We start from the raw sequence: 18,834 nt of genomic DNA on the forward strand, positions 1-18,834 counted from the left end.
AGCAGGTCACCCCTGCCGGCCGGGTCGGCGTACCAGGCGTGGTGGACCCGGTACCCCACGCCGGGGCGGGCACCGCGCGATCTCCTCGGGGTGTGCTCGATCGCGCGGTGCCCGCCCGGTCCGTCTCCGGTCAGGAGACCCGGGTCAGGGTGGCGTGCATGAAGGTGACCCAGGTGCCGTCGGGCGCCGGGAAGTCACAGTCGTAGCTGATCGTCCGGTCGTCGCTGGCCTGGCGCACGTACTTGGCCGGACCGACCAGAACGAGCCTGCCGTCCTCGAAGTCGCCGACATAGCGGCTCTGCTCCTCGTTGAAGGGCCCGAAGCTGCTGAAGTAGTGCGTACGGTACTTCCGGGTCTCGGAGTCGAAGTCGAAGAACTCGTAGCCGACATCCGGGATCCGGCCCGCGGCCCCCATGTCGATCACGCAGTCCCAGTGGTGGACGAGGAAGTAGCCGCCCGACAGCCACTGGAAGGTCTCGGTCCCGGAGAGTTCCGCCGGCGGACCCATCGGGCCGACCTCGGTCTTGCCGCTGAGCCTCCAGGTGCCGACGAGGAAGTCGAGACGGCGCAGCTCCGGGGCGGGTTGCGGCGGGATGGGCGTCTGCTGGGCATTGTCGGACACGGGTCGCTCCTCCAACATTTCCGCGGACTGGCTCCTGGTGTGACATCAAGTCGAACAACGCTCGCGCCACGTCTGTTGTGACGCCTCCGGCACGGGCGACTCATCGGTACGGTCGGCGGACTTTCGGCGGCCCGCCGGTCCGGGCACGACGGCCGGGCGTGCGTGCCCCGGCCAGGCGGGGCACGCACGCCCGTGGGCGGGCAGGTCAGCGGTACGGTTTACGCGCCGCGATGATCGCGTACCCGATGTCGGCCTGCCGGCTGAAGTAGCTCCGGTACGACGCCGTCAGGGTGTCCACCATCTCCGCGCCGAAGCTCGCGGTCAGTTCGTCGCGCAACTCCTCGACCCGGTTGAGGTACCGCAGGCCCATCCCGTACACCCGCGGCCCGCACTGGGTGTACTCCTCGACCTCGAAGCCGGCCGCACCGAGCAGCGAGATCCACTCCGGCACGGAGTGCAGCTGGGCGATCTTGAAATCCGCCATGAAGGTGGCGGCCTGCGCCGCACTCACGTGCTGCTCACGGGTGCAGTCGGTGATGGCCAGCCGACCGCCGGGGCGCAGGACCCGGTGGAACTCGGTGAGTGGCACCGCCACGTCGACGGCGTGCACCAGGGCCTCGATGGCCACCACGGCGTCGACCGACTCGTCGGCGAGGGCGAGCCGGTGGTAGTCGCCGCGGATGAACTCGACCCGGGCGGAGACCCCGGCCCGCCCAGCCCGACTCCGCGCCTCCCGCACCTGGACCGCGCTCACGGTCACCCCGGTGACCCGGACGCCGTACTCCTCGGCCAGTTGCACGGCCGGAGCCCCGACGCCGCAGCCCGCGTCGAGGACGTGTTCGCCGGGGCGCAGGTCGACCGCCGCACCGGCCTTCCGGGTGATCCGCCGGGCCGCCTCGACGACGGGAGTGCCGTCACGATCGTCGTACCAGTAGGACAGGTGCTCCTGACCGTCGATGAAGACCTGCGACAACGCGGCGGTCTCGTCGTACATCCGGCTGATGTCGCCCGTGGTGGGTGTCGTCGAATCCATCGCCCCTCGTTTCGGTCTCATCGCCGGTCGGCCGTGACATCACCCTCACATCCACCGCCGCCCCGCTCACCTCCCGCCTTGCCGGGCATCGCCGCCCACGACGACGTCGGCCCCACGGCTGCGTCGGTATAGTGGCCCGTGGATGCTTGATCCACGAGGGATTGGGGAGAGCTCGATGGCGGACCTCGGCGCGGACGCGGCCCAGCACGACACCGAGCAGGAGACCTCCATCATCGACGAGCCGAGCTTCGCGGCACTGGTCGACCGGCACCGACGCGAGTTGCAGGTGCACTGCTACCGGATGTTGGGGTCCTTCGAGGACGCGGAGGACCTCGTCCAGGAGACCTACCTGCGGGCGTGGCGCAAGCGGGAGACGTTCGAGGGGCGGTCCGCCGTCCGCGCCTGGCTGTACCGCATCGCCACCAACGTGTGCCTGGACTTCCTGCGGGCCAACGCGCGCACGCCACTGCCGCACCGGCAGCCGGCCCTCGGCGCGGACCCGGACACCGCGCCGCCGCCCACCGACGAGGTGCCCTGGCTCCAGCCGTACCCGGACCGGCTGCTCGACGTCGTCGCACCGCCGGAGGGTCAACCCGACTCGCAGGTTGTGGCGCGCGAGACGATCGAGCTCGCCTTCCTCGTGGCGGTCCAGCACCTGCCGGCCCAGCAGCGGGCCGTGCTGATCCTGCGCGACGTGCTCGCCTGGCCGGCGAACGAGACCGCCGCGATGCTCGGCATCAGCCTCGCCTCCGCCAACAGCGCCCTGCAACGGGCCCGCGCCACGCTGAAGGACCGGCTGCCGCCGCGCCCGATCGAGTGGGGCGCGACCACGGATCCGGCCGAGGCCGAGCGGGCGCTCGTCCAACGATGCATCGAGGCGCTGGAGAAGGCCGACGCGGTGAGCTTCGCCAAGCTCCTGCGAGCCGACGTCCGCGTCACCATGCCGCCGGACCCGTTCTGGATCGTCGGTCGGGAGACGTTCACCGCCGGGCTGCTCGCCCAGTTCGACCCGACCTCGCCGGCCTACTTCGGCGAGTGGCGGGCGCTGGGGACCCGCGCGAACCGGCAACCGGCGGTCGCCGGGTACGTCCGGCGGCCGGGCGAGTCGCTGTACCGCCCGCAGGTCCTCAACGTCTTCCGCGTGGAAGGCGGCATGATCGCGGAGATCACCGCGTTCCCGCCGGAGGTCTTCTCCGCCTTCGACCTGCCCCACCACCTGTGACCGGTGTCGCGGCGCCGGCCGGTGCCGCGACGCCGGTACCGGTCAGCGCCGCCGCGCGACGGTGAGCCCGTCGGCGATCGGCAGCATCACCGCCTCCAACCGGTCGTCGGCCGCCACGGCGGCGTTCACCTCACGCAGCACGGCGGCGCACCGCCGCTGCAGCGGGTCGGCGGCCAGGTCGGGCGCGGTCACGAAGCCGTCGAGCAGCACGTTGTCCAGCAACAACAGACCGCCCGGACGCAGCAGCGGCACCACCAGCTCGTAGTAGGTCGGGTAGTTCAGCTTGTCGGCGTCGACGAAGACGATGTCCACGGCCGCCCGCTCGGGCATCGCCCGCAGGGTGCGGGCCGCCGGCCCGAGCCGGAAGTCGATCCGGTCGGCAACCCCGGCCCGCTGCCAGTGCGCCCGGGCAAGCTCCAGCCAGCGGTCGCTGTTGTCGCAGGTGACCACCGTGCCGCCGGGAGCGACACCGCGGGCGAAGGCGAGGGCCGACAGCCCGGTGAAGGTGCCGACGTCGATCACCGTACGGGCGTGGACGAGCCGGGTCAGCAGGGTCAGCAGCGCCACCTGCTCCACCGGCACCATCATCCCCGCCACCTCACCGAGCTCCGCCGTGGCACGGGCAAGGTCGCGGACGGTCGCGTCCGGTGCCGAGGTCGAGGCGAGCAGGTACTCCCGCAACACCTGGTTGACCGGTACGTGTTTGGCGTTCCCGCCCCCCAACGACGCGTTCACACGGTCGCCCCTTCCTGGTCGTCCCGCCGGCGCCCGGCCGGGTTCAGGTGTCTGGCCCGATCGTCGCCGCGCCCTGCCGCCGGCCGCATCCTCCACGGTGCCGAGGGCGCGACAGGACGGACCCGCGGTGGTCGCGCACGGAGAAGGAAGCGACTGCCCGGCGGGCCGTGCCACGCTGACGGCAGGGGAACACGACCAGCCGGGAGCGCGAATGCGGGCAATGTGGAAGGGCGCAATCTCCTTCGGTCTCGTGTCGATCGCCGTCAGGGTGCACGCCGCCACCGAGGAGAGGACCATCCGGTTCCGGCAGGTGCACCGCGACGACGGCGGCCGGATCAGCATCCGCCGGTTCTGCGACGACTGCGACCGCGAGGTGGCCTACGAGGACGTCGCCAAGGGGTACGAGGTCGACGACGGGCAGCTGGTCGTCGTCAGCGACGAGGAACTGACCGCCCTGCGGCCGCCGATGTTGCGCACCATCGAGGTGGGCCGCTTCGTCCGTACCGACGAGATCGACCCCATCCTCTACGACCGAACATACTTCCTGGAACCGGACGACGTCGCGGTGCTGCCGTACACGCTGCTGCGGGACGCGCTGCGGGACAGCCGACGCACGGCCCTCGCCCGGGTGGCGCTCCGCCAGGTGGAGCGCCTCGCGGCGATCCGGGTACGCGGAGACATGCTGATGTTGCACACCATGATCTGGCCGGACGAGCTACGCGTGCCGGAGTTTCCCTTCCTGTCCGCCCCGGTGGCGGTGCCGGCCCCGGAACTCGCCCGGACGACCTCTCTGGTCGACGCGATGACCGAGCGGTTCGACCCCGGTGGCCAGCGGGACGACTACCGCGCCGCCGTGCTGGAGCTGGTGGCCGCCAAGGTCGGCGGCGACGCGGCGAAGCCACCTGGGGCGGCGGACGCCCCACCGGCGCAACCGCCACCCACGGCAGAGGTCCAGCCGGCGCAACCGGCCCCGTCGCGCCGGCGGCGCGCCACGAAGGCCGCGTAGGCCGGACCGAATTCAGACACCGTAGCCCTGCTCGACGACCCGACGCACCGACTCGCCGTACCCGTCGGGCCCCTCCGGCGCCACCGTACCCAGCCCGTCGACGTAGCGGTTGAACATGCAGAAGGCCGCCGCGATGAGCACGGTGTCGTGGATCTCGACATCGGTCGCGCCCTGTTCGCGGGCGGATGTCACCAGTTCGGCGCGTACGTCGCGACCCGACTGCTGCACCGCCGCGGCGATACGCAGCAGGGCCTTCAGCTTGGCCGAGATGGACGCGGCGTCGGGATCGGCGCGCACCTGCCGCACCAACGGCAGGCCCTCGTCCAGTTGGGCGGCGGCGAACAGCGAGTGCGAGGTACAGCAGAACTCGCACTCGTTGCGGCCGGAGACGTACGCCGCGATCAGCTCCCGCTCCCCCCGGCTCAGCGAGTTCGGGCCGCGCAGCAGCACCTCGGCCAGCTCGTTGAGGGGTTTGGCGGTCTCCGGCCGATACCGCATCAGGCCGATGATTCCGGGGTTCTGCACTTCGTCGAGGCCCAGATCGATGTGCGCGATGATGACACCTCCGATGTGGATGACTGCTCGTCACGACGTCGCGACGCAGCGGGTTGTCCGGATGGTGACACACACACCGGTCGCGGGTTTCTTCGTACGTGCTCAATTTTCCGGTGCCGGCCGTCGTTCACCGGGGCAGCGGCCCCGCCGACGGGACCACCCGCCCGGTGCCCGTTGACAGCGCCCACCGGGGTCGGGAACGTCTCTGTCCACAGCACCGACTACGGGAGGCGCAGCGGATGGACGACACCTACGATCCCGACGTCACCGAACGGCACCGCTATGTGATCATCGGCGGCGGCCCGGCCGGCCTGCAGCTCAGCTACTACCTGCACCAGGCCGGCTGCGACTACCTGACCCTGGAGAGGGAGTCGGCGCCGGCGGGATTCTTCCGCCACTTCCCCCGACACCGCCGGTTGATCTCCCTGAACAAGGTGCACGCGGTGAGCGACGATCCGGAGATCCGGCTGCGCTGGGACTGGAACTCGCTGCTCCAGGAACCCGCCGACCTGCCTTTCCCGACGTACAGCCAGGAGTACTTTCCGCACGCCGACGACATGGTGCGGTACCTGGACGACTTTCACCGCCACCACGAGTTGCGGCTCCGGTTCGACACCGCGGTCGAGCGAATCGAAGCCACCGGCAACGGCTTCGTCGTGCACACCGCGACCGGCCCGATCGGTGCCCGATGCGTCGTGGTGGCCACCGGCTGGGGCCGGCCGAACGTCCCGCCGATCCGGGGCATCGAACACGCCGTCGGCTACGAGGAGATGGACGTCGACCCGCGCCACTACGCGGGTCAACGGGTACTGATCATCGGTAAGGGCAACTCCGCGTTCGAGACCGCCTCGGCGATCCTCGGCCACGCCGCGATGGTGCACCTGGCCAGCCCGCGTCCGCTGCGCCTGGCCTGGAACACCAAGCACCCGGGAGACGTACGCGGCCACCACGGAGCGGTGCTGGACAGCTACCAGTTCAAGACGCTGCACGCGGTGCTCGACTGCGTCATCGACGAGATCCGCCGCGACGACCACCGGTACGAGGTCCACCTGACCTACACGCACGCCGACGGCGAGACAGCCGTGCTGCCGTACGACTCGGTCCTGCGCTGCACCGGCTTCGCCATGGACACCTCCCTGTTCACCGCCGGCTGCCGTCCGGAGCTGGTGCCCAGCGGCCGGATGCCGGCGACCCGCCCGGACTGGCAGTCGACGAACGTCGACGGGCTCTACTTCGCCGGGACCATCGCCCAGGACCGCGACTTCAAACGGGCGTCCTCCGCCTTCATCGACGGCTTCCGCTACAACTTGCGAACGCTGACCGCGCTGTTGCGCGAGCGGTACGAAGGTGTCCCACTGCCCCACCGCGACGTCGCCCGGGATCCCGGCATCCTCACCTCGCTCGTGCTGGACCGGGTGAACTGGAGTTCCGCACTGTGGACCCAGTTCGAGTTCCTCTGCGACGCCCTGGTCGTCGACGACTCCACCGGCACCGTGCGCCACTACGCCGACCTGCCGGAGGACTACGTCCGCGCCCGGTTCCACGACCAGGCGCACTACTACACCTTCGGTTTACGGTGGGGCCGCGACGACTACCGCGACGTCTTCGCCATCGAACGCCACCCGCAGCCGCAACGCGCGGCCGAGAGCGCCTTCATCCACCCCGTCATCCGCCGCTACCACGGCCAGACACTGGTGGACGAGCTTCATCTGCTGGAGGATCTGCTCGCCGAGTGGCGTCGTGCCGACCGGCACATCGAACCGCTGTGCCGGTACTTCGCCCAGGAGCTCGGCCGTTCGCGACACGGCAGCGGATCAGAGCCGGACCATAACCTCCTGCAGTGACTTGCGGCGCAGACACGGCACCGTGGCCTCCGGTGCCGCGTAGCCGACGGGCATCACCACGTACGGCCGCTCCTCAGCGGGGCGTTCGCAGACCTCGTTGAGAAAGCGCATCGGCGAGGGCGTGTGGGTCAGCGTCGCCAGCCCGGCGTGGTGCAGGGCGGTGATGAGCACGCCGACGGCGATCCCGACGGACTCCTTGACGTAGTAGGGCCTGGGCGTGTTCGGCCCCTGGTGCACCTCGAAGACGACGATCACCACCGGCGCGTCGGTGAGGAACGGCTTACGCCAGTCGGTGCCCAGCGGCGCGATCGCGGCCAACCAGTCGGCCGTGGCCCGGCGCTCGTAGAACTCCCGCTCCTCCGCCTCGGCGGCCGCGCGCAGCCGTCGTTTCCGCTCCGGATCGGTCACCACGACGAACCGCCACGGTTGCACATTCGCCCCACTCGGGGCGGTGGCCGCCGCGCGGACCGCCTGCTCGACGACCGCCACCGGCACCGGCCGCGAGGAGAAGTGCCGCAAGGACCGCCTGGTGGCCATCCGGTCCGCGAAGGCCCGACTCACGCTGAGCATCTCCGCCTCGTCGCGCCCCACCGTCCGGTGGCCGCCGCCCGTCGTGTCCATCGACCGCCTCCTGCCATCGGTTACCGATCCAGCATCCCGCGACGCGACCGTCACCGCTTACGGCAGAAAGCTCTCTTCGGCCGGCTCCCGGGTGCCGGTGCCGCTGACCGTGCTGGCGATCAGGTAGTCGACCACGTCGGCGGGGCGGCCCGTCCGGCGTCCCACGGTCCGCTGACGGTGGGCGCCGCTGCCGGCGGCCAGCAACCGGCGCAGCCACCCGTCCAACAGCTCACCGTCACCGAGCTGCTCCAGCACCGGCCGCAGCGAGGCCACGAGCCCGGTCACCATGGCGGCAGCGGGTACGAGCCGACCGGTGGACAGGTCGAGCAGCTCACCGTCGAGCCCGTCACGGGCGGCACGCCAGTACGCCAGGCGCAACAGCTCCGCCGGCACGTCGTGGTCGGCCTCGCCCTGCTCCACCGCCGCCAGCGCGCGTACCACGAGCGCCCGGACCAGCGCCGCGTACAACGCCGACTCCGCTGCCGTCACCGGCACGTCCGCGGCTCGGATCTCCAGGGTCGGGTGGGTGGCCGACAGACGCACATCCCAGAACAGCGTGCCGGAGTCGACAGTGGCACCGGCTGCGCCGACGGCCGCCACGGTCTGCTCGTAGTGCGCGGCCGAGGTGAACCGGGGTGGCGGCCCGGCGACCGGCCAACGCGACCAGATCACGGTGCGCCAACTCGCGTAACCGGTGTCCCGTCCACGCCAGTACGGCGAGTTGGCGCTCAGCGCGATCAGCAGCGGAAGGTGCGCCCGTAGGTGGTTGCTGACCTGCACCGCGTACTCGCGGTCGGGCATCTCGACGTGCACGTGCAGCGCGCAGATGGCCAGGTCGTCGTGCAGGCCACGGAACATGGCGGTGCCCCGGGCCGGACGCGGGCCCTCGACGATCGGTGCCGGACCGTCGGCCTGGATGATCGGCGTGCCGGACGCGACGAGGCGGAGTCCTTCGTCCACCGCGCAGCGGGCGACGACCCGGCGCGCCTCGGCCAGCTCGCCCAGCAGGACTCGTAGGGAGGTGACCGGGCGGGTCCGGGTCTCCAGGTGCACGGTGCTGATCTCCCCGCAGACCCGGTCGCCGAGCTGCTCCCGCGCCCGCGCCACGACGCTGGCGGCTCCGGGTGCCACCGTCCGGCTCTCCCGGTCCACCAGGAAGAACTCCTCCTCCACCCCGACCCGGGTGCCGGCTGGGTCGGGCGAGCCGTGGATCCGCTGGTGAGGCACCCGTTCGCCGCCTTCCGGTCACCTGGCAACGCCGCGTCGTCGCGGCCCGCCGCCAGGCTACGGGGCGAGTGCGGTCAGCGGGTGGTCGCGCGCCGCGAGGAGCCGCCTGATCAAGCCGGTGAGCAGTGCGACCCGCTCGGGTGCGCGGGCCAGATCCACGTACTCGCCCCGGGCGTGCGGGTGCCCGCCGACACCGCCGAGCCCGTCGAGGGTGGGCACGCCGAGGGCGGCGGTGAAGTTGGCGTCCGACGCGCCGGCGGCGTACGTGCCGTCGATGGCGGGCAGCCCCAGTTCGGCGGTGACCGCCTGGGCCTGATGGAGCAGGGGGCGGGCGACCGCCTCGGGCATCGGGTAGCGGTTGACGCCGCCTTCGACGACGATCGAGGCGCCGGGCAGCCGCGGTACGAGGGCACGCAACGCGTCGTCCACCCGGTGCAGCTCATCACGGCTCCACGCCCGCACGTCGACGTGCATCACCGCCACCTCCGGGACGACGTTGGTCATCGTGCCTGCGGTGAGCACGGTCGGCGTGACGCTCGTACCGTCGGCGGCAAGTGTCCCGACGCCGAGCAGTTGGTGCGCCAGCTCGACGCCCGCGTTGACGCCCCGGTGCGGCTCGACGCCCGCGTGCGCCGCCCGGCCACGCACCGTCACCCGGTACACGGAGCCGCCCTTGCGCGCGATCTTGACGTGGCCCGACTCGGTGCTCGGCTCGCCCACCAGCACCGCGCCGGAGCGTGCCGCTTGTTGTTCGATCAGCGGGCGCGAGGCCGGCGATCCGCTCTCCTCGTCACAGGTGAGCAGAAACCCCACCTGTGACGGGTCGGGAAGCAGCTCCACCGCGGCGAGCATCTGCACGATTCCGGCCTTCATGTCGCAGACACCCGGGCCGGTGGCCACGGTTCCGGTGACCGCGAACGGCCAGTCCCGGACGGTGCCCGGGGGCCACACCGTGTCGTAGTGCCCCAGCAGCAGGACCCGCTGGTGCACGGCCGGCCACAGCAGGTGGGGCAGGCCGTCGAGCCACACCCGTCGCGCCGGCCTGCCGAGGGCCGCGTTTCCCCAGTTCTCCAGGAGATCGGCACAGGCAGCCAACTGCCCGGCAGCCCCTGGCGGGGATTCGCAACCGACCAGGTCGCGAAGTCGAGCGGTCATCCCCGGCAGCCGGTCCCGCGCCTGACCCCACATGTCACTGACGCCCGTCATCGTTCGATCGTCCATCACGGACGGACCGGCGACGCGGCGACATGGCAGGTATGCCGGTTTCGTAGTGAATCGGCCTGGCGACTTCGGCAGTCTGCGAGAACTCGCACCGCCTATTTGTCGATGTCGTTGCGCACTCGACGCAGACGAATGTCGAGAACCGCACCCCCTGCTTCGACCCATGAGGTGAGCGCCGCTTCACCGCCACGCCAGGGAGGTCACCGTGCGGTACATCCTGCTCAGCTGGCTCGACCGCGACAGCATCGCGGTACCCGGCACGATCGGCTGGAGCAACGCCGACCTCCGCACGCATTTCCGGTACCTCGACGACCTCAACCAGACCCTGACCACCACCGGGGAACTGGTGAGCAGTCATACGCTGGCCCATCATCGGCGGGCGCTGGTCGTCCGCGCCAACGCCGGGCCGGCGTCGACGATGAGGCGTTTCTCCGGCCCTCGCGCCCTGGCCGGGTACTGGTTGATCGACTGCGCGAGGCCCCGGCGGGCGATCGAGATCGCCGCCCTGCTCTCCGCCGCGCCCGGCACCTCGGCGCGCCCCCTCAACCACCCGGTCGAGCTGCGCCCGGTGGTCGGGGCACAACCTCCGCGATTATCCGGCTGACCTACAGGCCAATGTGGAGTAACGAGCCGACCGTTTCCGATGATTGCCCATGGACCGACACTTCGTCCCCGATGGCGCGGGCGGCTAGGTCCAGTCATCCATCCGCTCTCCGAAGGGTAGTCCGTTGTCTGACCTTGTACTCACCGAGAAGCGCGGTCTGAACGCCGGCCCGGAACCAATCGGCACGGCGCTTGAGCACCAGCGGTCAAACTTCCTCCGCCTCGTCACCCAACTCGATCCGGCGGGCTGGGCGGCGAAGTCCCGCTGCACCGCCTGGTCGGTGCACGACGTGGTCCGGCACGTGGTCAACGTGGCCGAGCTGCACATCGCCCTGCTCAGCGGCAGCCCGGACGTCGAGCGGTTCCTGCGCCACGGCCCCATCCTGCCGGCCACCACCCCGCAGTTGTGGCTGGCGGACTCGCCGGCACAGAACCCGGAGGAGACTATTCAGACCCTTGCGGTGCTGATCGAACGGGAGCGGGAGCTGTTCCAGGCCCGGACGGCCGGGCCCGAAGGCCCGCTGATGCCCTCGCCGAGCGGCCGTCAACTGCACTGGTCGACCCTGTCCCTGCACATGCTCTGGGATGCCTGGATCCACGAGCGCGATGTGGCCCTGGCGCTGGGCTTCGAGCCGGAGTCGCGGGCCGAGGACTTCCCCCTGGTCACCATGTACGGTCTGCTGCTCGCCGGGGGCGTCGGTGTGCTGGCCGGCCACCCGCCGGCCGCCACGCTCGCACTGCGGGACATCACCGAAACGCGGTACGAGATCGGCGTCGCAGAGGACGACGTGTTCGTCGTGGCGGGTGCGGACGGCGACGCGCAGGGGCACGGGGCGGCCGGCGAGGTGTTGGACAGCCTCACCGGCCGCGAACCGGATCTCGCGCAGGCGCTGACGGCACCGGAGCCGGTCCGCGCGCCCCTGGGGGTGCTCCGCCAGGTGATGTGACGGATTCCCGGCGCGCCCGTTCCGGCGGCGACGCCTGCCGATACTGGCATCCCCGTGTCGGCCATGAACGGGTGCCCGCTACGGGGCCGGGTCAGGGTGCAGGACCATCGCGAACGTCGTCCGGCGCCGGTGCCGGCCCTCCGTCCGCATCCGCAGGGGTCGCAGAAGCTCGGTGATCGCGGTGGCGAGCTGGCGCGATTCGGCAGGAGTGGTCCAGACCGGAATCTGCTGGTACACGACGCCGTCGCGGGTGGGGGCGGCGTCGGTGGTCCGCAGGTACTGGTCGAATCCGGCGACCAGCGCGCCGACGAACGCGGCGAAGTAGCGCTGGTGGTCGGCCGAAGAGGCCGCGTCGAAGTCTCGGGGGCCGAGGGTGACCGCGGACTCCACCACCGTGTACGTGCGCTGCGTGCCGCCACGCACCCGCTCCTCGCGTGTCACCCGCAGCACCCCCGCGTCTACCAGGCGCCCGACGTGTCGGTAGAGCGACGCCTGAGGGATGTCGCTGAGTTCGGCGCTGAGCTGGCGTGCGGTCAGCTCGCGGTCCATGAGCGCGTGCACGATGCGCAGCCGGCCCGGATGCAGCACGGTCTCCACGATTCCGGCGCTGGATCGCGCCGGCTCGGCGTTGATTATCACAATCAAGAATGTTAGCTTGAGCTCCGATGCTTCTCAGAAGTGAGAATAAAGGGTAGATCGTTGCGGGAGCAGAGTGTCGAGATCAGGGCTGCGGGAGCGCTGCTGGCCGGCGCGCTCAGTCGGCCAGACGGGGACGGCCGTCACCCGTCCGCGTTGCTCATCAACGGCTCCGGGCCGATCGACCGCGACTCCGCAATGCCCGGGATGGCACTGGGACTGGGCCGGGAGCTCGCGGTGGCACTGGCCGACCACGACTGCGTCACCCTGCGCTACGACAAACGGGGCGTGGGTACCTCGCAGGGTGACTACCTGAGCACCGGCTTCCACGACGAGTGCCGCGACGCCGCAGCCGCCCTCGCCGCGCTGCGCGCCCACCCCGCGGTGGACCCGGAGCGGGTCTTCGTCGTCGGGCACTCGACTGGCGCGGTGGTGGCGGCCAACCTCGTACGGGCCGTGGCACCGCCCGCCGGCTATGTGCTGCTCGCGGGTGCCGCACAGCCCGGCGACCAAGTAATGGCCTGGCAGAGCGACCGGATCGCAGCCACGCTGCCGCGGCTTCTGCGGCCGCTGGGCCCGGTACTGGTGCGCCGTCAGGCCCGCGAGCGCGACCGAATCCGCCGGTCCACCACCGACCGACACGACCGGATGCCCCGCTCGCGCCTCACCGACCGTTGGCTACGCGAGTACCTGGCCCACGACCCAGGCCCGGACCTGGCCGTCATCGACCGGCCGGTGCTGGCGATCACCGGCGGCAAGGACGTCCAGGTTGACCCGGCCGACGTCTCACGCATCGGCCGGCTGGTGACCGGCCCGTTCGACGGTGAAGTGCCGCCCGACCTCACCCACCTGCTACGCCGCGACCCCGGGCAGCCAGGACTGTGGCGGTACCGAGCTCAGCTCCGCGGGCCGATGGATGGCTGGGTCACCGAACGCATCGCGGCATGGGCCCGGATCCGTCTCGCAAGCTGACCGCCCGGTGCCCCCGCCATGCCGGCGCGCGCCCTCTTGACACCCACCGCAACGCGACCGGGACCAATATCTTGCCGTCGATGGCGATCACCGTCGGTACCGCCTCGGCCTGGCCACCAACTGAACGTCCGGGCACCGACCTGGGTGCGGTTGCCCGAGTCGTCGTACGCGTACGCGACGTTGGTCGTGCCGTCGTTCCACGAGGTGAGCCGGTCCGCCAGATCGTACGTATAGGTGTTTGAACTGCCACCCGCGAAGCCGGTGACAACCTTCGAGGTCTCGTTGCCGTTGTCGTCGTACCCGTAGTTGATCGAGCCGAGGGTCGTGGTGCCGGCCCCGTTCTTCAGGGTCTCCGTCTTCAGCCGTTGCAGACCGCCGCAACTGAGTGAGCGGACGTTGCCGGAGCCGTAGGTGATGGTGGCGACCTGCGACATCGAGTTGTACGCGATGATCAGGTTGATGCCGGTGATGGTGTTCGATGCCGTCCGGAAGCGACCGGCCGGGTCGTAGCCGAAGTGGCGAACCGCTCCGCCCAGTCGCTGCCGGCCGGCTCCAGCGTCACCACCCGGTCAGCCCGTTGGAGTTGGAGGGCGAGGAGGCAGAAGGGCGGACTCCCATGCTGGCGACTTTGCCCAGATTATCTTAGCCATTAAGATAACTGGATGAGCATATCGACTGACTTCTCGGTGGCCATCGCCGGCGCCGGGCTCTCCGGCCTCTGCCTCGCCCAGTACCTGATGCGCGCCGGCATCGACGTGCACGTCTACGAGCGGGATCCCGGCCCCTTCGTCCGGCGGCAGGGCCACCGGATCATTCTCGACCGGTACGGGCTGGAGGCGCTGCGCGAGAGCCTGCCCCGCCCGCTGTACCGCCTGGCGCTGACCACCGGCGACGAGCCCGGCGGGCACCTGCGCTTCACCGACAGCCGGCTGCGGGACGCGTTCACCATCAACTTCAAGGACGAACCGCACGCGACCCGCCAGGTCGACCGGCTGACCCTGCGGTCGATCCTGCAGTCCGGGCTGGACGGGCGCATCCACTACGGCAAGACCGCCGTCGCGGTGGACAGCGGCGACCCGGCAAGGCCGCGGCTACGGTTCTCCGACGGCGGGGCCGCCGCGGCAACCGTCGTGGTGGGCGCGGACGGCGTCGGCTCGGCGCTGCGCGCGCAGCTCATGCCGGACGCGGACCCGGCGAACACCCCGATGGCGGGCATCTACGGCCGGTCGCCCCTACGGCGCAACGGCGAGAGCATCATCCCGGACGCGCTGCGTACCAGCGGGGTCCTGGCCATCGCCGACCGCCCTGGCCGCGCCTTCTTCTTCACCTCCATGCGGTTCGGCGAACGCCCGCGGGAGGCGTTCGCGCGCCTGGCCCCGGGCAGCTACGCACCCACCGGCGACGACTACGTCATGTGGGCACTGCTGCTCCGGCAGGAGGAGGTGCCCCTCGACGTCCGCGGCGAACTGCGAGCGCTGTGGAAACTGGCCGCCCGGATGAGTGCGAACTTCCACCCGCTCATCCGACGGCTGGTCGACACGGCCGAACTGGACACCACGGTGCTCAACCTCTTCGCCACCGGCCGTCGCCCACGCCAGTGGGCGGTGCCCCGGGCGACGATGATGGGCGACGCCGTGCACGCCATGCCACCGTTCGGCGCTCACGGCGGCAACACCGCGCTCCGCGACGCCGCCCTGCTCGGCCACCGGCTGGTCGAGGCCCGGGCGAACGGCACGCCGGTGGAGGAGGCGATCGCCGGCTACCAGAACGAGATGGTGCCCTACGCCTTCCGCGCCGTCGACACCGCCGCCAGGCTGATGCGCCGCCTCACCGGGGGCGCGGCCGCACCCCACTGGATGCTGACCCGCGTGTTACCTCGGCTGCACCGGGTCACCGTACCGGAGGCATGATTGCCGGCATGTCCCACGAGCCGGCCCGTGCATCCGCCATCGCCGACCTCATGCGCGCCGGGCGGGAGACGTCGCGACTGTCCATGGTGTTCCGGTACGCCATCGCGGAGCGGCTGGGCCTCACCGTGAGCGACCTGGAGTGCCTGGACTACCTGGCGGACGTCGGATCCGCCACCGCGGGGCAGGTCGCCGAGCGGACCAACCTCACCACCGGGGCGGTGACCAGCATGCTCCGCCGGCTCCAGCAGGCGGGCTACGTGACGGCCGACCGCGATCCGGCGGACCGGCGGCGGGTGATCGTCACCCTGCGCCCGGAGCGGATCGCCGAGTTGGAGCGACCGTACGAGCGGTTCGCCGAGCGGGCGGAGCGGCTCATCGAGGGCTACAGCGTCGAGGAGGTCATGCTGCTGGTCCGGCACCATGACCGCATGCAGGCGATGTACCTCGCCGAGTTGGACCGCCTCCGCAGTGGTCTGCCTGAGGCGGCCTCGCGGGACTGACCGCGCTCCCGATCGCCACCGAGCCTGCGCTCGGCCGCACGGCTGCGCGCGCCGCCCGTGCCGACGGATCACTCGGCCGTGCGGAGTGGAGATCGTCCCCAGCTCCGGGTCCTCGGCGAAGGCCAGCGCCGTCACCCCGGGCTCAGATGTCGGGGCGACGACCCGCCAACAGTCCCATTCGACGAACGGGTTCTCAGATCGCTCGAACTTCGGCGAGCCGCTTGACTGCGTACTCGTCGCCCCAGCAGACGGCGGCTTCCCACGCGGCCGACGCTTGCGCGGCGATGTCGTGCGCGACGTCGTCGAGGCCAGCAGCGTTGCCGGGCAACACAAGGTCGAAGTCGGGGACGTCGACGTGCGACTCGTCCCAGTCGATCAACGCAACCTGACTCGCGGTCATCCGGACGTTGCCAGGGTTGGGGTCGCCGTGCACGACGCACGTCTGACGTCCGGCGAGCCGCGCCCACGCTGCCCGGCACCGAGCAACACCCTCAGCGGGCAGCACGCCCAGGTCGATCCTCGTCCCGGTCTCGGCGTGCAGGAGGTCGGTCGACGATCGCCAACCCGGGCGCTGCGGCCAGCCCCGCGTCAACCGATGCAGCTCGCGGAGCGTGCCGGCCACGCGACGCCAGTCAGCCGCCGTCTCAGGCGGCCCGCCATCCAGATAGGTCATCACCACCAGACCGTCAACGAACAGCCGACCATCCGCAGCCGGGGTCGGCACCGGCACGGTCAGACCCGCACGGTCCAGGTATCGGAGAAGCTCGGTCTCCCACGCGAGATCAGCGTCGCTCCTGGTGCCGAGACGACCTACCGCGAGACGCTCATTGACACGCACGCTCCACACATCGTTGGCAACTCCGCCAGCGAGCCGTTCGACGCGAACCGCGTCGTCACCCCACCGCCCGAGTGCCTCCCACCCCACTGGCCACATGCTACCGGCTTGCGAAGATCACGCGGACCTGCAGGCGCTCCTCACCCAGATGGGACGACCCCCCTTGCGCTATCCCAACGGGTGCCGTTGTTCCTGATGGAGCAGGAGGCGCCTCCGGAAGACCGTCCGGGGACGGTGACGACCCGGCCGGATTGCACGCCGACGGCGGAACCGGCGGGTTCGCCGCCGAGGCCGAGGCCGCCGTACAGGCGGTCGATCCGGCACACGGTTCGGCGCGGTCCGAATGCGATTGACAGGATGATCGAGCGGGTTCTACGGTCGCGCCGATGCGCCCAGGAGAGATCGTCGTCGCTGTCGAGCAGGTACGCGCCCTGATCGACGAGCAGTTCCCCGAATGGTCGGACCTGCCGATCGTTGCGCAGCCGTTGAACGGCACCGACAACGCGCTGTTCCGGCTGGGTGATTCCCTGACGGCACGGCTGCCGCGGGCGCAGTGGGCGGTCGACCAGGTGGCGACCGACTCGACCTGGCTGCCGCGGCTGGCGCCGCATCTTCCGGTGCCGGTGCCAGTGCCGGTAGCGGTCGGCCGGCCGGGCGGGGACTATCCGTGGCCGTGGACGGTCGTCCCGTGGCTGGACGGGCGCAATCCGGAAGCCGGGCAGGACCTCGTCGACCTCGCCGTCGACCTCGCCGGCTTCGTGCGCGCGCTGATCGCGATCGACCCGATGGGCGGGCCTCTCAAGGAGGGGATTCAGCGCGGCGTACCGCTGGTGCAGCGGGACGAGGTGACCCGCCGGTCGATCGCGGCGCTGGGCAACCGGATCGACGGACGGGCGGTGACCGCGGCGTGGGACGAGGCGATGGCGGCGGACGAGTGGCCCGGACCGCCGGTATGGCTGCACGGTGATCTCCTGGCAGGCAACCTGCTGGTCGACCGGGGCAGGCTCACCGGGGTGATCGACTTCGGCGGTCTCGGCCGCGGCGATCCGGCGGTCGAGGTGCGGCCGGGCTGGAGCCTGTTCGATGCTCGCGCGAGGGCTGCCTACCGGGAGGCGCTCGGGTTCGACGAGGCGACCTGGGTACGCGGGTGGGCCTGGATGCTGTCGGTCTCGCTCTACTGGCTGGCGGACCTGTGGGACTCGATCAGCGAGGACGACCGCGAGGACACGATCCGCTACGTCGACTACATCGTGCGTCACCGCCACGACTGACCTGCGACGGCGACGCGATCACCGTCGGGCGACGCCCCGGACGGCAGCGTCGAGAGCCCGACCGCGAAGCTGGGCCGGCTGACGTCCTCGGCGTTGATCGCGGTGGCGCCAGCCTCTGCCCATACCGATCTCGGCGCAGCAGTGCGTGCCGGGGATGCGGGGCACGATGAGCTGGGCACTCCTCGGCCAGAGCGCGGACCTGGTCGGCCTCGTCGGCCCCGTCCTGATGAGGCGACGCTCAACCAATCCGCCAGGCGGCTCGATAGGGGCTCGAAGGGACAGTAGAGTTCGTGTTGATCTAGTCATCGGCGGGTCCTCACTGCGTCATCGCGCAGTAGCCCGGCTGGCCGACGTCATCCTCGCCGGGCACCGATCTCGCCCTCCTGCCGGTCAGCGATGACTGACGACGTTGACCACCTTGCCGTCCGGGTCGCGAACGAAGAAGCGCCGGACGCCCCACTGCTCGTCGGTGATCGGGTGCACGATCTCTGCGCCCGTCCCGCGTACCGCCTCGTAGACGGCGTCGACATCGTCGACCTCAATGCTGAGGTCCGGATTTACCGCGGCCGCAGCATCCTTGGTGATGAGGATGACCTGGGCGGTGGGATTGGATGGTGAGACCAGGTTGACCACCCAGCCCAGGTTCATCTCCTCGCGGAAGCCGAGAAGCTGGTAAAAGCCGCTGCTCGCGGCCGGGTCAGCAGTTGTGACATCGGGTACGGCACGGCGAATCGTCATGTCGGATTCTGGCATGCGGAATACTGGCTCTGACGGTAGCTAGCGACCCCACGCCACGGTGCAGGCCCCGCTGACCATGCGTCGGGACGGGCGTGCGGAGCGCTCCGACGATGACGTGTCGCGGCGTCCGAATCTGCCGCAACAGGTGCCACCTGGCTGCGGGACAGGGGCGTCTGGTGGTGGTCGCCGGGTGCGACTGGGTGCAGCGATCAGGATCATGACGTCGTTCCGGAGCGCCCGGCTCACCGACGGCGCCGTGATCGTCGGCCATCGAGGAGTCATTCTCATCGTGGCTTGGGGTATGCGGATGGCCTGGTCAGTGCTTCGTGTCGTCCG

The 18,834-nt window shown here is 70.8% G+C and carries 20 protein-coding genes; 9 read left to right on the plus strand and 11 right to left on the minus strand.

The genetic code is table 11. The features are described 5' to 3' along the window. Window positions 1-130: 130 nt before the first annotated feature. Both BMY89_RS20460 and BMY89_RS20465 read right to left on the minus strand, forming a co-directional pair. Window positions 131-622, minus strand: a complete 492-nt coding sequence (locus tag BMY89_RS20460; protein WP_232521443.1) for a DUF1579 family protein — start codon at window positions 620-622, stop codon at window positions 131-133. 205 nt (window positions 623-827) lie between these two features. Continuing rightward, window positions 828-1,655 (minus strand): SAM-dependent methyltransferase, encoded by an 828-nt coding sequence (locus BMY89_RS20465; protein ID WP_092381642.1) that lies wholly within the window; start codon window positions 1,653-1,655, stop codon window positions 828-830. A gap of 175 nt (window positions 1,656-1,830) precedes the next feature. On the opposite strand from BMY89_RS20465, the gene BMY89_RS20470 reads away from it, so the two are divergent. Continuing rightward, a complete protein-coding gene (locus BMY89_RS20470; protein WP_092381643.1) occupies window positions 1,831-2,877 on the plus strand; it encodes an RNA polymerase subunit sigma-70 in 1,047 nt (348 codons plus the stop codon). 42 nt (window positions 2,878-2,919) lie between these two features. On the opposite strand, the gene BMY89_RS20475 is transcribed toward BMY89_RS20470, so the two are convergent. Beyond that, window positions 2,920-3,612, minus strand: coding sequence for an O-methyltransferase (locus BMY89_RS20475; RefSeq protein WP_372433270.1), 693 nt, complete (start codon window positions 3,610-3,612; stop codon window positions 2,920-2,922). Window positions 3,613-3,823: 211 nt separating this feature from the next. On the opposite strand from BMY89_RS20475, the gene ku reads away from it, so the two are divergent. Then, the gene (gene ku, locus BMY89_RS20480) at window positions 3,824-4,618 is read left to right on the plus strand and encodes a non-homologous end joining protein Ku (protein ID WP_092381644.1); all 795 of its coding nucleotides are present in this window, start codon (window positions 3,824-3,826) and stop codon (window positions 4,616-4,618) included. A 12-nt stretch (window positions 4,619-4,630) separates the two neighbouring features. Here the strand turns inward: ku and BMY89_RS20485 are convergent, their stop codons facing one another. Then, window positions 4,631-5,173, minus strand: coding sequence for a carboxymuconolactone decarboxylase family protein (locus tag BMY89_RS20485; RefSeq protein WP_092381645.1), 543 nt, complete (start codon window positions 5,171-5,173; stop codon window positions 4,631-4,633). A gap of 239 nt (window positions 5,174-5,412) precedes the next feature. Between BMY89_RS20485 and BMY89_RS20490 the strand changes: the two genes are divergently transcribed. Continuing rightward, entirely contained in the window at window positions 5,413-7,017 is a 1,605-nt protein-coding gene (locus BMY89_RS20490) for an NAD(P)-binding domain-containing protein (RefSeq protein ID WP_092381646.1), read from the plus strand. Here the strand turns inward: BMY89_RS20490 and BMY89_RS20495 are convergent. From BMY89_RS20495 to BMY89_RS20505, 3 genes are all read right to left on the minus strand, one after another. After that, window positions 6,988-7,587 carry a nitroreductase family protein gene (locus BMY89_RS20495; RefSeq protein WP_372433272.1) on the minus strand — a complete coding sequence of 200 codons (600 nt, stop codon included), beginning with the start codon at window positions 7,585-7,587 and terminating at the stop codon, window positions 6,988-6,990. The genes BMY89_RS20490 and BMY89_RS20495 overlap by 30 nt on opposite strands. 108 nt (window positions 7,588-7,695) lie before the next feature. Beyond that, window positions 7,696-8,865 carry a carboxylate-amine ligase gene (locus BMY89_RS20500; protein ID WP_232521444.1) on the minus strand — a complete coding sequence of 390 codons (1,170 nt, stop codon included), beginning with the start codon at window positions 8,863-8,865 and terminating at the stop codon, window positions 7,696-7,698. Window positions 8,866-8,922: 57 nt separating this feature from the next. Next, window positions 8,923-10,071, minus strand: a complete 1,149-nt coding sequence (locus BMY89_RS20505) for a M20/M25/M40 family metallo-hydrolase (RefSeq protein ID WP_092381648.1) — start codon at window positions 10,069-10,071, stop codon at window positions 8,923-8,925. 220 nt (window positions 10,072-10,291) lie between these two features. Here BMY89_RS20505 and BMY89_RS20510 point away from each other — a divergent pair, with 220 nt between their 5' ends. Both BMY89_RS20510 and BMY89_RS20515 read left to right on the plus strand, forming a co-directional pair. Further along, on the plus strand, window positions 10,292-10,690 hold the full coding sequence (locus BMY89_RS20510; RefSeq protein WP_092381649.1) for a YciI family protein: 399 nt from the start codon (window positions 10,292-10,294) through the stop codon (window positions 10,688-10,690). Window positions 10,691-10,814: 124 nt separating this feature from the next. After that, the gene (locus BMY89_RS20515) at window positions 10,815-11,636 is read left to right on the plus strand and encodes a maleylpyruvate isomerase family mycothiol-dependent enzyme (RefSeq protein ID WP_170147761.1); all 822 of its coding nucleotides are present in this window, start codon (window positions 10,815-10,817) and stop codon (window positions 11,634-11,636) included. 78 nt (window positions 11,637-11,714) lie between these two features. Here BMY89_RS20515 and BMY89_RS20520 read toward each other — a convergent pair whose 3' ends face one another. Continuing rightward, window positions 11,715-12,275 carry a helix-turn-helix domain-containing protein gene (locus tag BMY89_RS20520; RefSeq protein WP_232521475.1) on the minus strand — a complete coding sequence of 187 codons (561 nt, stop codon included), beginning with the start codon at window positions 12,273-12,275 and terminating at the stop codon, window positions 11,715-11,717. 60 nt (window positions 12,276-12,335) lie between these two features. Here BMY89_RS20520 and BMY89_RS20525 point away from each other — a divergent pair, with 60 nt between their 5' ends. Further along, complete coding sequence (locus BMY89_RS20525; protein WP_092381652.1) at window positions 12,336-13,244, plus strand: alpha/beta hydrolase family protein; 909 nt, start codon at window positions 12,336-12,338, stop codon at window positions 13,242-13,244. On the opposite strand, the gene BMY89_RS29980 is transcribed toward BMY89_RS20525, so the two are convergent. After that, window positions 13,169-13,678, minus strand: a complete 510-nt coding sequence (locus BMY89_RS29980) for a hypothetical protein (RefSeq protein ID WP_111313856.1) — start codon at window positions 13,676-13,678, stop codon at window positions 13,169-13,171. The two genes, BMY89_RS20525 and BMY89_RS29980, sit on opposite strands and share 76 nt — an antisense overlap. A 228-nt stretch (window positions 13,679-13,906) precedes the next feature. On the opposite strand from BMY89_RS29980, the gene BMY89_RS20530 reads away from it, so the two are divergent. Together BMY89_RS20530 and BMY89_RS20535 are read left to right on the plus strand one after the other, a co-directional pair. Further along, a complete protein-coding gene (locus tag BMY89_RS20530; protein WP_092381653.1) occupies window positions 13,907-15,154 on the plus strand; it encodes an FAD-dependent oxidoreductase in 1,248 nt (415 codons plus the stop codon). A gap of 8 nt (window positions 15,155-15,162) precedes the next feature. Further along, window positions 15,163-15,654 carry a MarR family transcriptional regulator gene (locus BMY89_RS20535; protein WP_232521445.1) on the plus strand — a complete coding sequence of 164 codons (492 nt, stop codon included), beginning with the start codon at window positions 15,163-15,165 and terminating at the stop codon, window positions 15,652-15,654. A 193-nt stretch (window positions 15,655-15,847) separates the two neighbouring features. On the opposite strand, the gene BMY89_RS20540 is transcribed toward BMY89_RS20535, so the two are convergent. Continuing rightward, entirely contained in the window at window positions 15,848-16,588 is a 741-nt protein-coding gene (locus tag BMY89_RS20540) for a phosphotransferase (RefSeq protein WP_269766879.1), read from the minus strand. Between the two features lie 287 nt (window positions 16,589-16,875). Here BMY89_RS20540 and BMY89_RS20545 point away from each other — a divergent pair, with 287 nt between their 5' ends. Next, on the plus strand, window positions 16,876-17,760 hold the full coding sequence (locus BMY89_RS20545) for an aminoglycoside phosphotransferase family protein (RefSeq protein WP_092381656.1): 885 nt from the start codon (window positions 16,876-16,878) through the stop codon (window positions 17,758-17,760). A 390-nt stretch (window positions 17,761-18,150) separates the two neighbouring features. Here the strand turns inward: BMY89_RS20545 and BMY89_RS20550 are convergent, their stop codons facing one another. Continuing rightward, window positions 18,151-18,513 (minus strand): VOC family protein, encoded by a 363-nt coding sequence (locus tag BMY89_RS20550; RefSeq protein ID WP_232521447.1) that lies wholly within the window; start codon window positions 18,511-18,513, stop codon window positions 18,151-18,153. Window positions 18,514-18,834: the final 321 nt, after the last annotated feature.

Origin of the sequence: Micromonospora phaseoli, assembly GCF_900109115.1 — a bacterium.
In the GTDB taxonomy this organism is placed as follows: Bacteria; Actinomycetota; Actinomycetes; order Mycobacteriales; family Micromonosporaceae; genus Micromonospora; species Micromonospora phaseoli.

Coding starts and splice junctions, on each gene's coding strand:
- BMY89_RS20530 (WP_092381653.1), top strand. CDS start 13,907: ATGAGCATATCGACTGACTTCTCGGTGGCCATCGCCGGCGCCGGGCTC.
- BMY89_RS29980 (WP_111313856.1), bottom strand. CDS start 13,678: ATGTCGCAGGTCGCCACCATCACCTACGGCTCCGGCAACGTCCGCTCA.
- BMY89_RS20470 (WP_092381643.1), top strand. CDS start 1,831: ATGGCGGACCTCGGCGCGGACGCGGCCCAGCACGACACCGAGCAGGAG.
- ku (WP_092381644.1), top strand. CDS start 3,824: ATGCGGGCAATGTGGAAGGGCGCAATCTCCTTCGGTCTCGTGTCGATC.
- BMY89_RS20505 (WP_092381648.1), bottom strand. CDS start 10,071: ATGACGGGCGTCAGTGACATGTGGGGTCAGGCGCGGGACCGGCTGCCG.
- BMY89_RS20490 (WP_092381646.1), top strand. CDS start 5,413: ATGGACGACACCTACGATCCCGACGTCACCGAACGGCACCGCTATGTG.
- BMY89_RS20465 (WP_092381642.1), bottom strand. CDS start 1,655: ATGGATTCGACGACACCCACCACGGGCGACATCAGCCGGATGTACGAC.
- BMY89_RS20540 (WP_269766879.1), bottom strand. CDS start 16,588: ATGTGGCCAGTGGGGTGGGAGGCACTCGGGCGGTGGGGTGACGACGCG.
- BMY89_RS20535 (WP_232521445.1), top strand. CDS start 15,163: ATGTCCCACGAGCCGGCCCGTGCATCCGCCATCGCCGACCTCATGCGC.
- BMY89_RS20495 (WP_372433272.1), bottom strand. CDS start 7,587: ATGCTCAGCGTGAGTCGGGCCTTCGCGGACCGGATGGCCACCAGGCGG.
- BMY89_RS20545 (WP_092381656.1), top strand. CDS start 16,876: ATGCGCCCAGGAGAGATCGTCGTCGCTGTCGAGCAGGTACGCGCCCTG.
- BMY89_RS20550 (WP_232521447.1), bottom strand. CDS start 18,513: ATGCCAGAATCCGACATGACGATTCGCCGTGCCGTACCCGATGTCACA.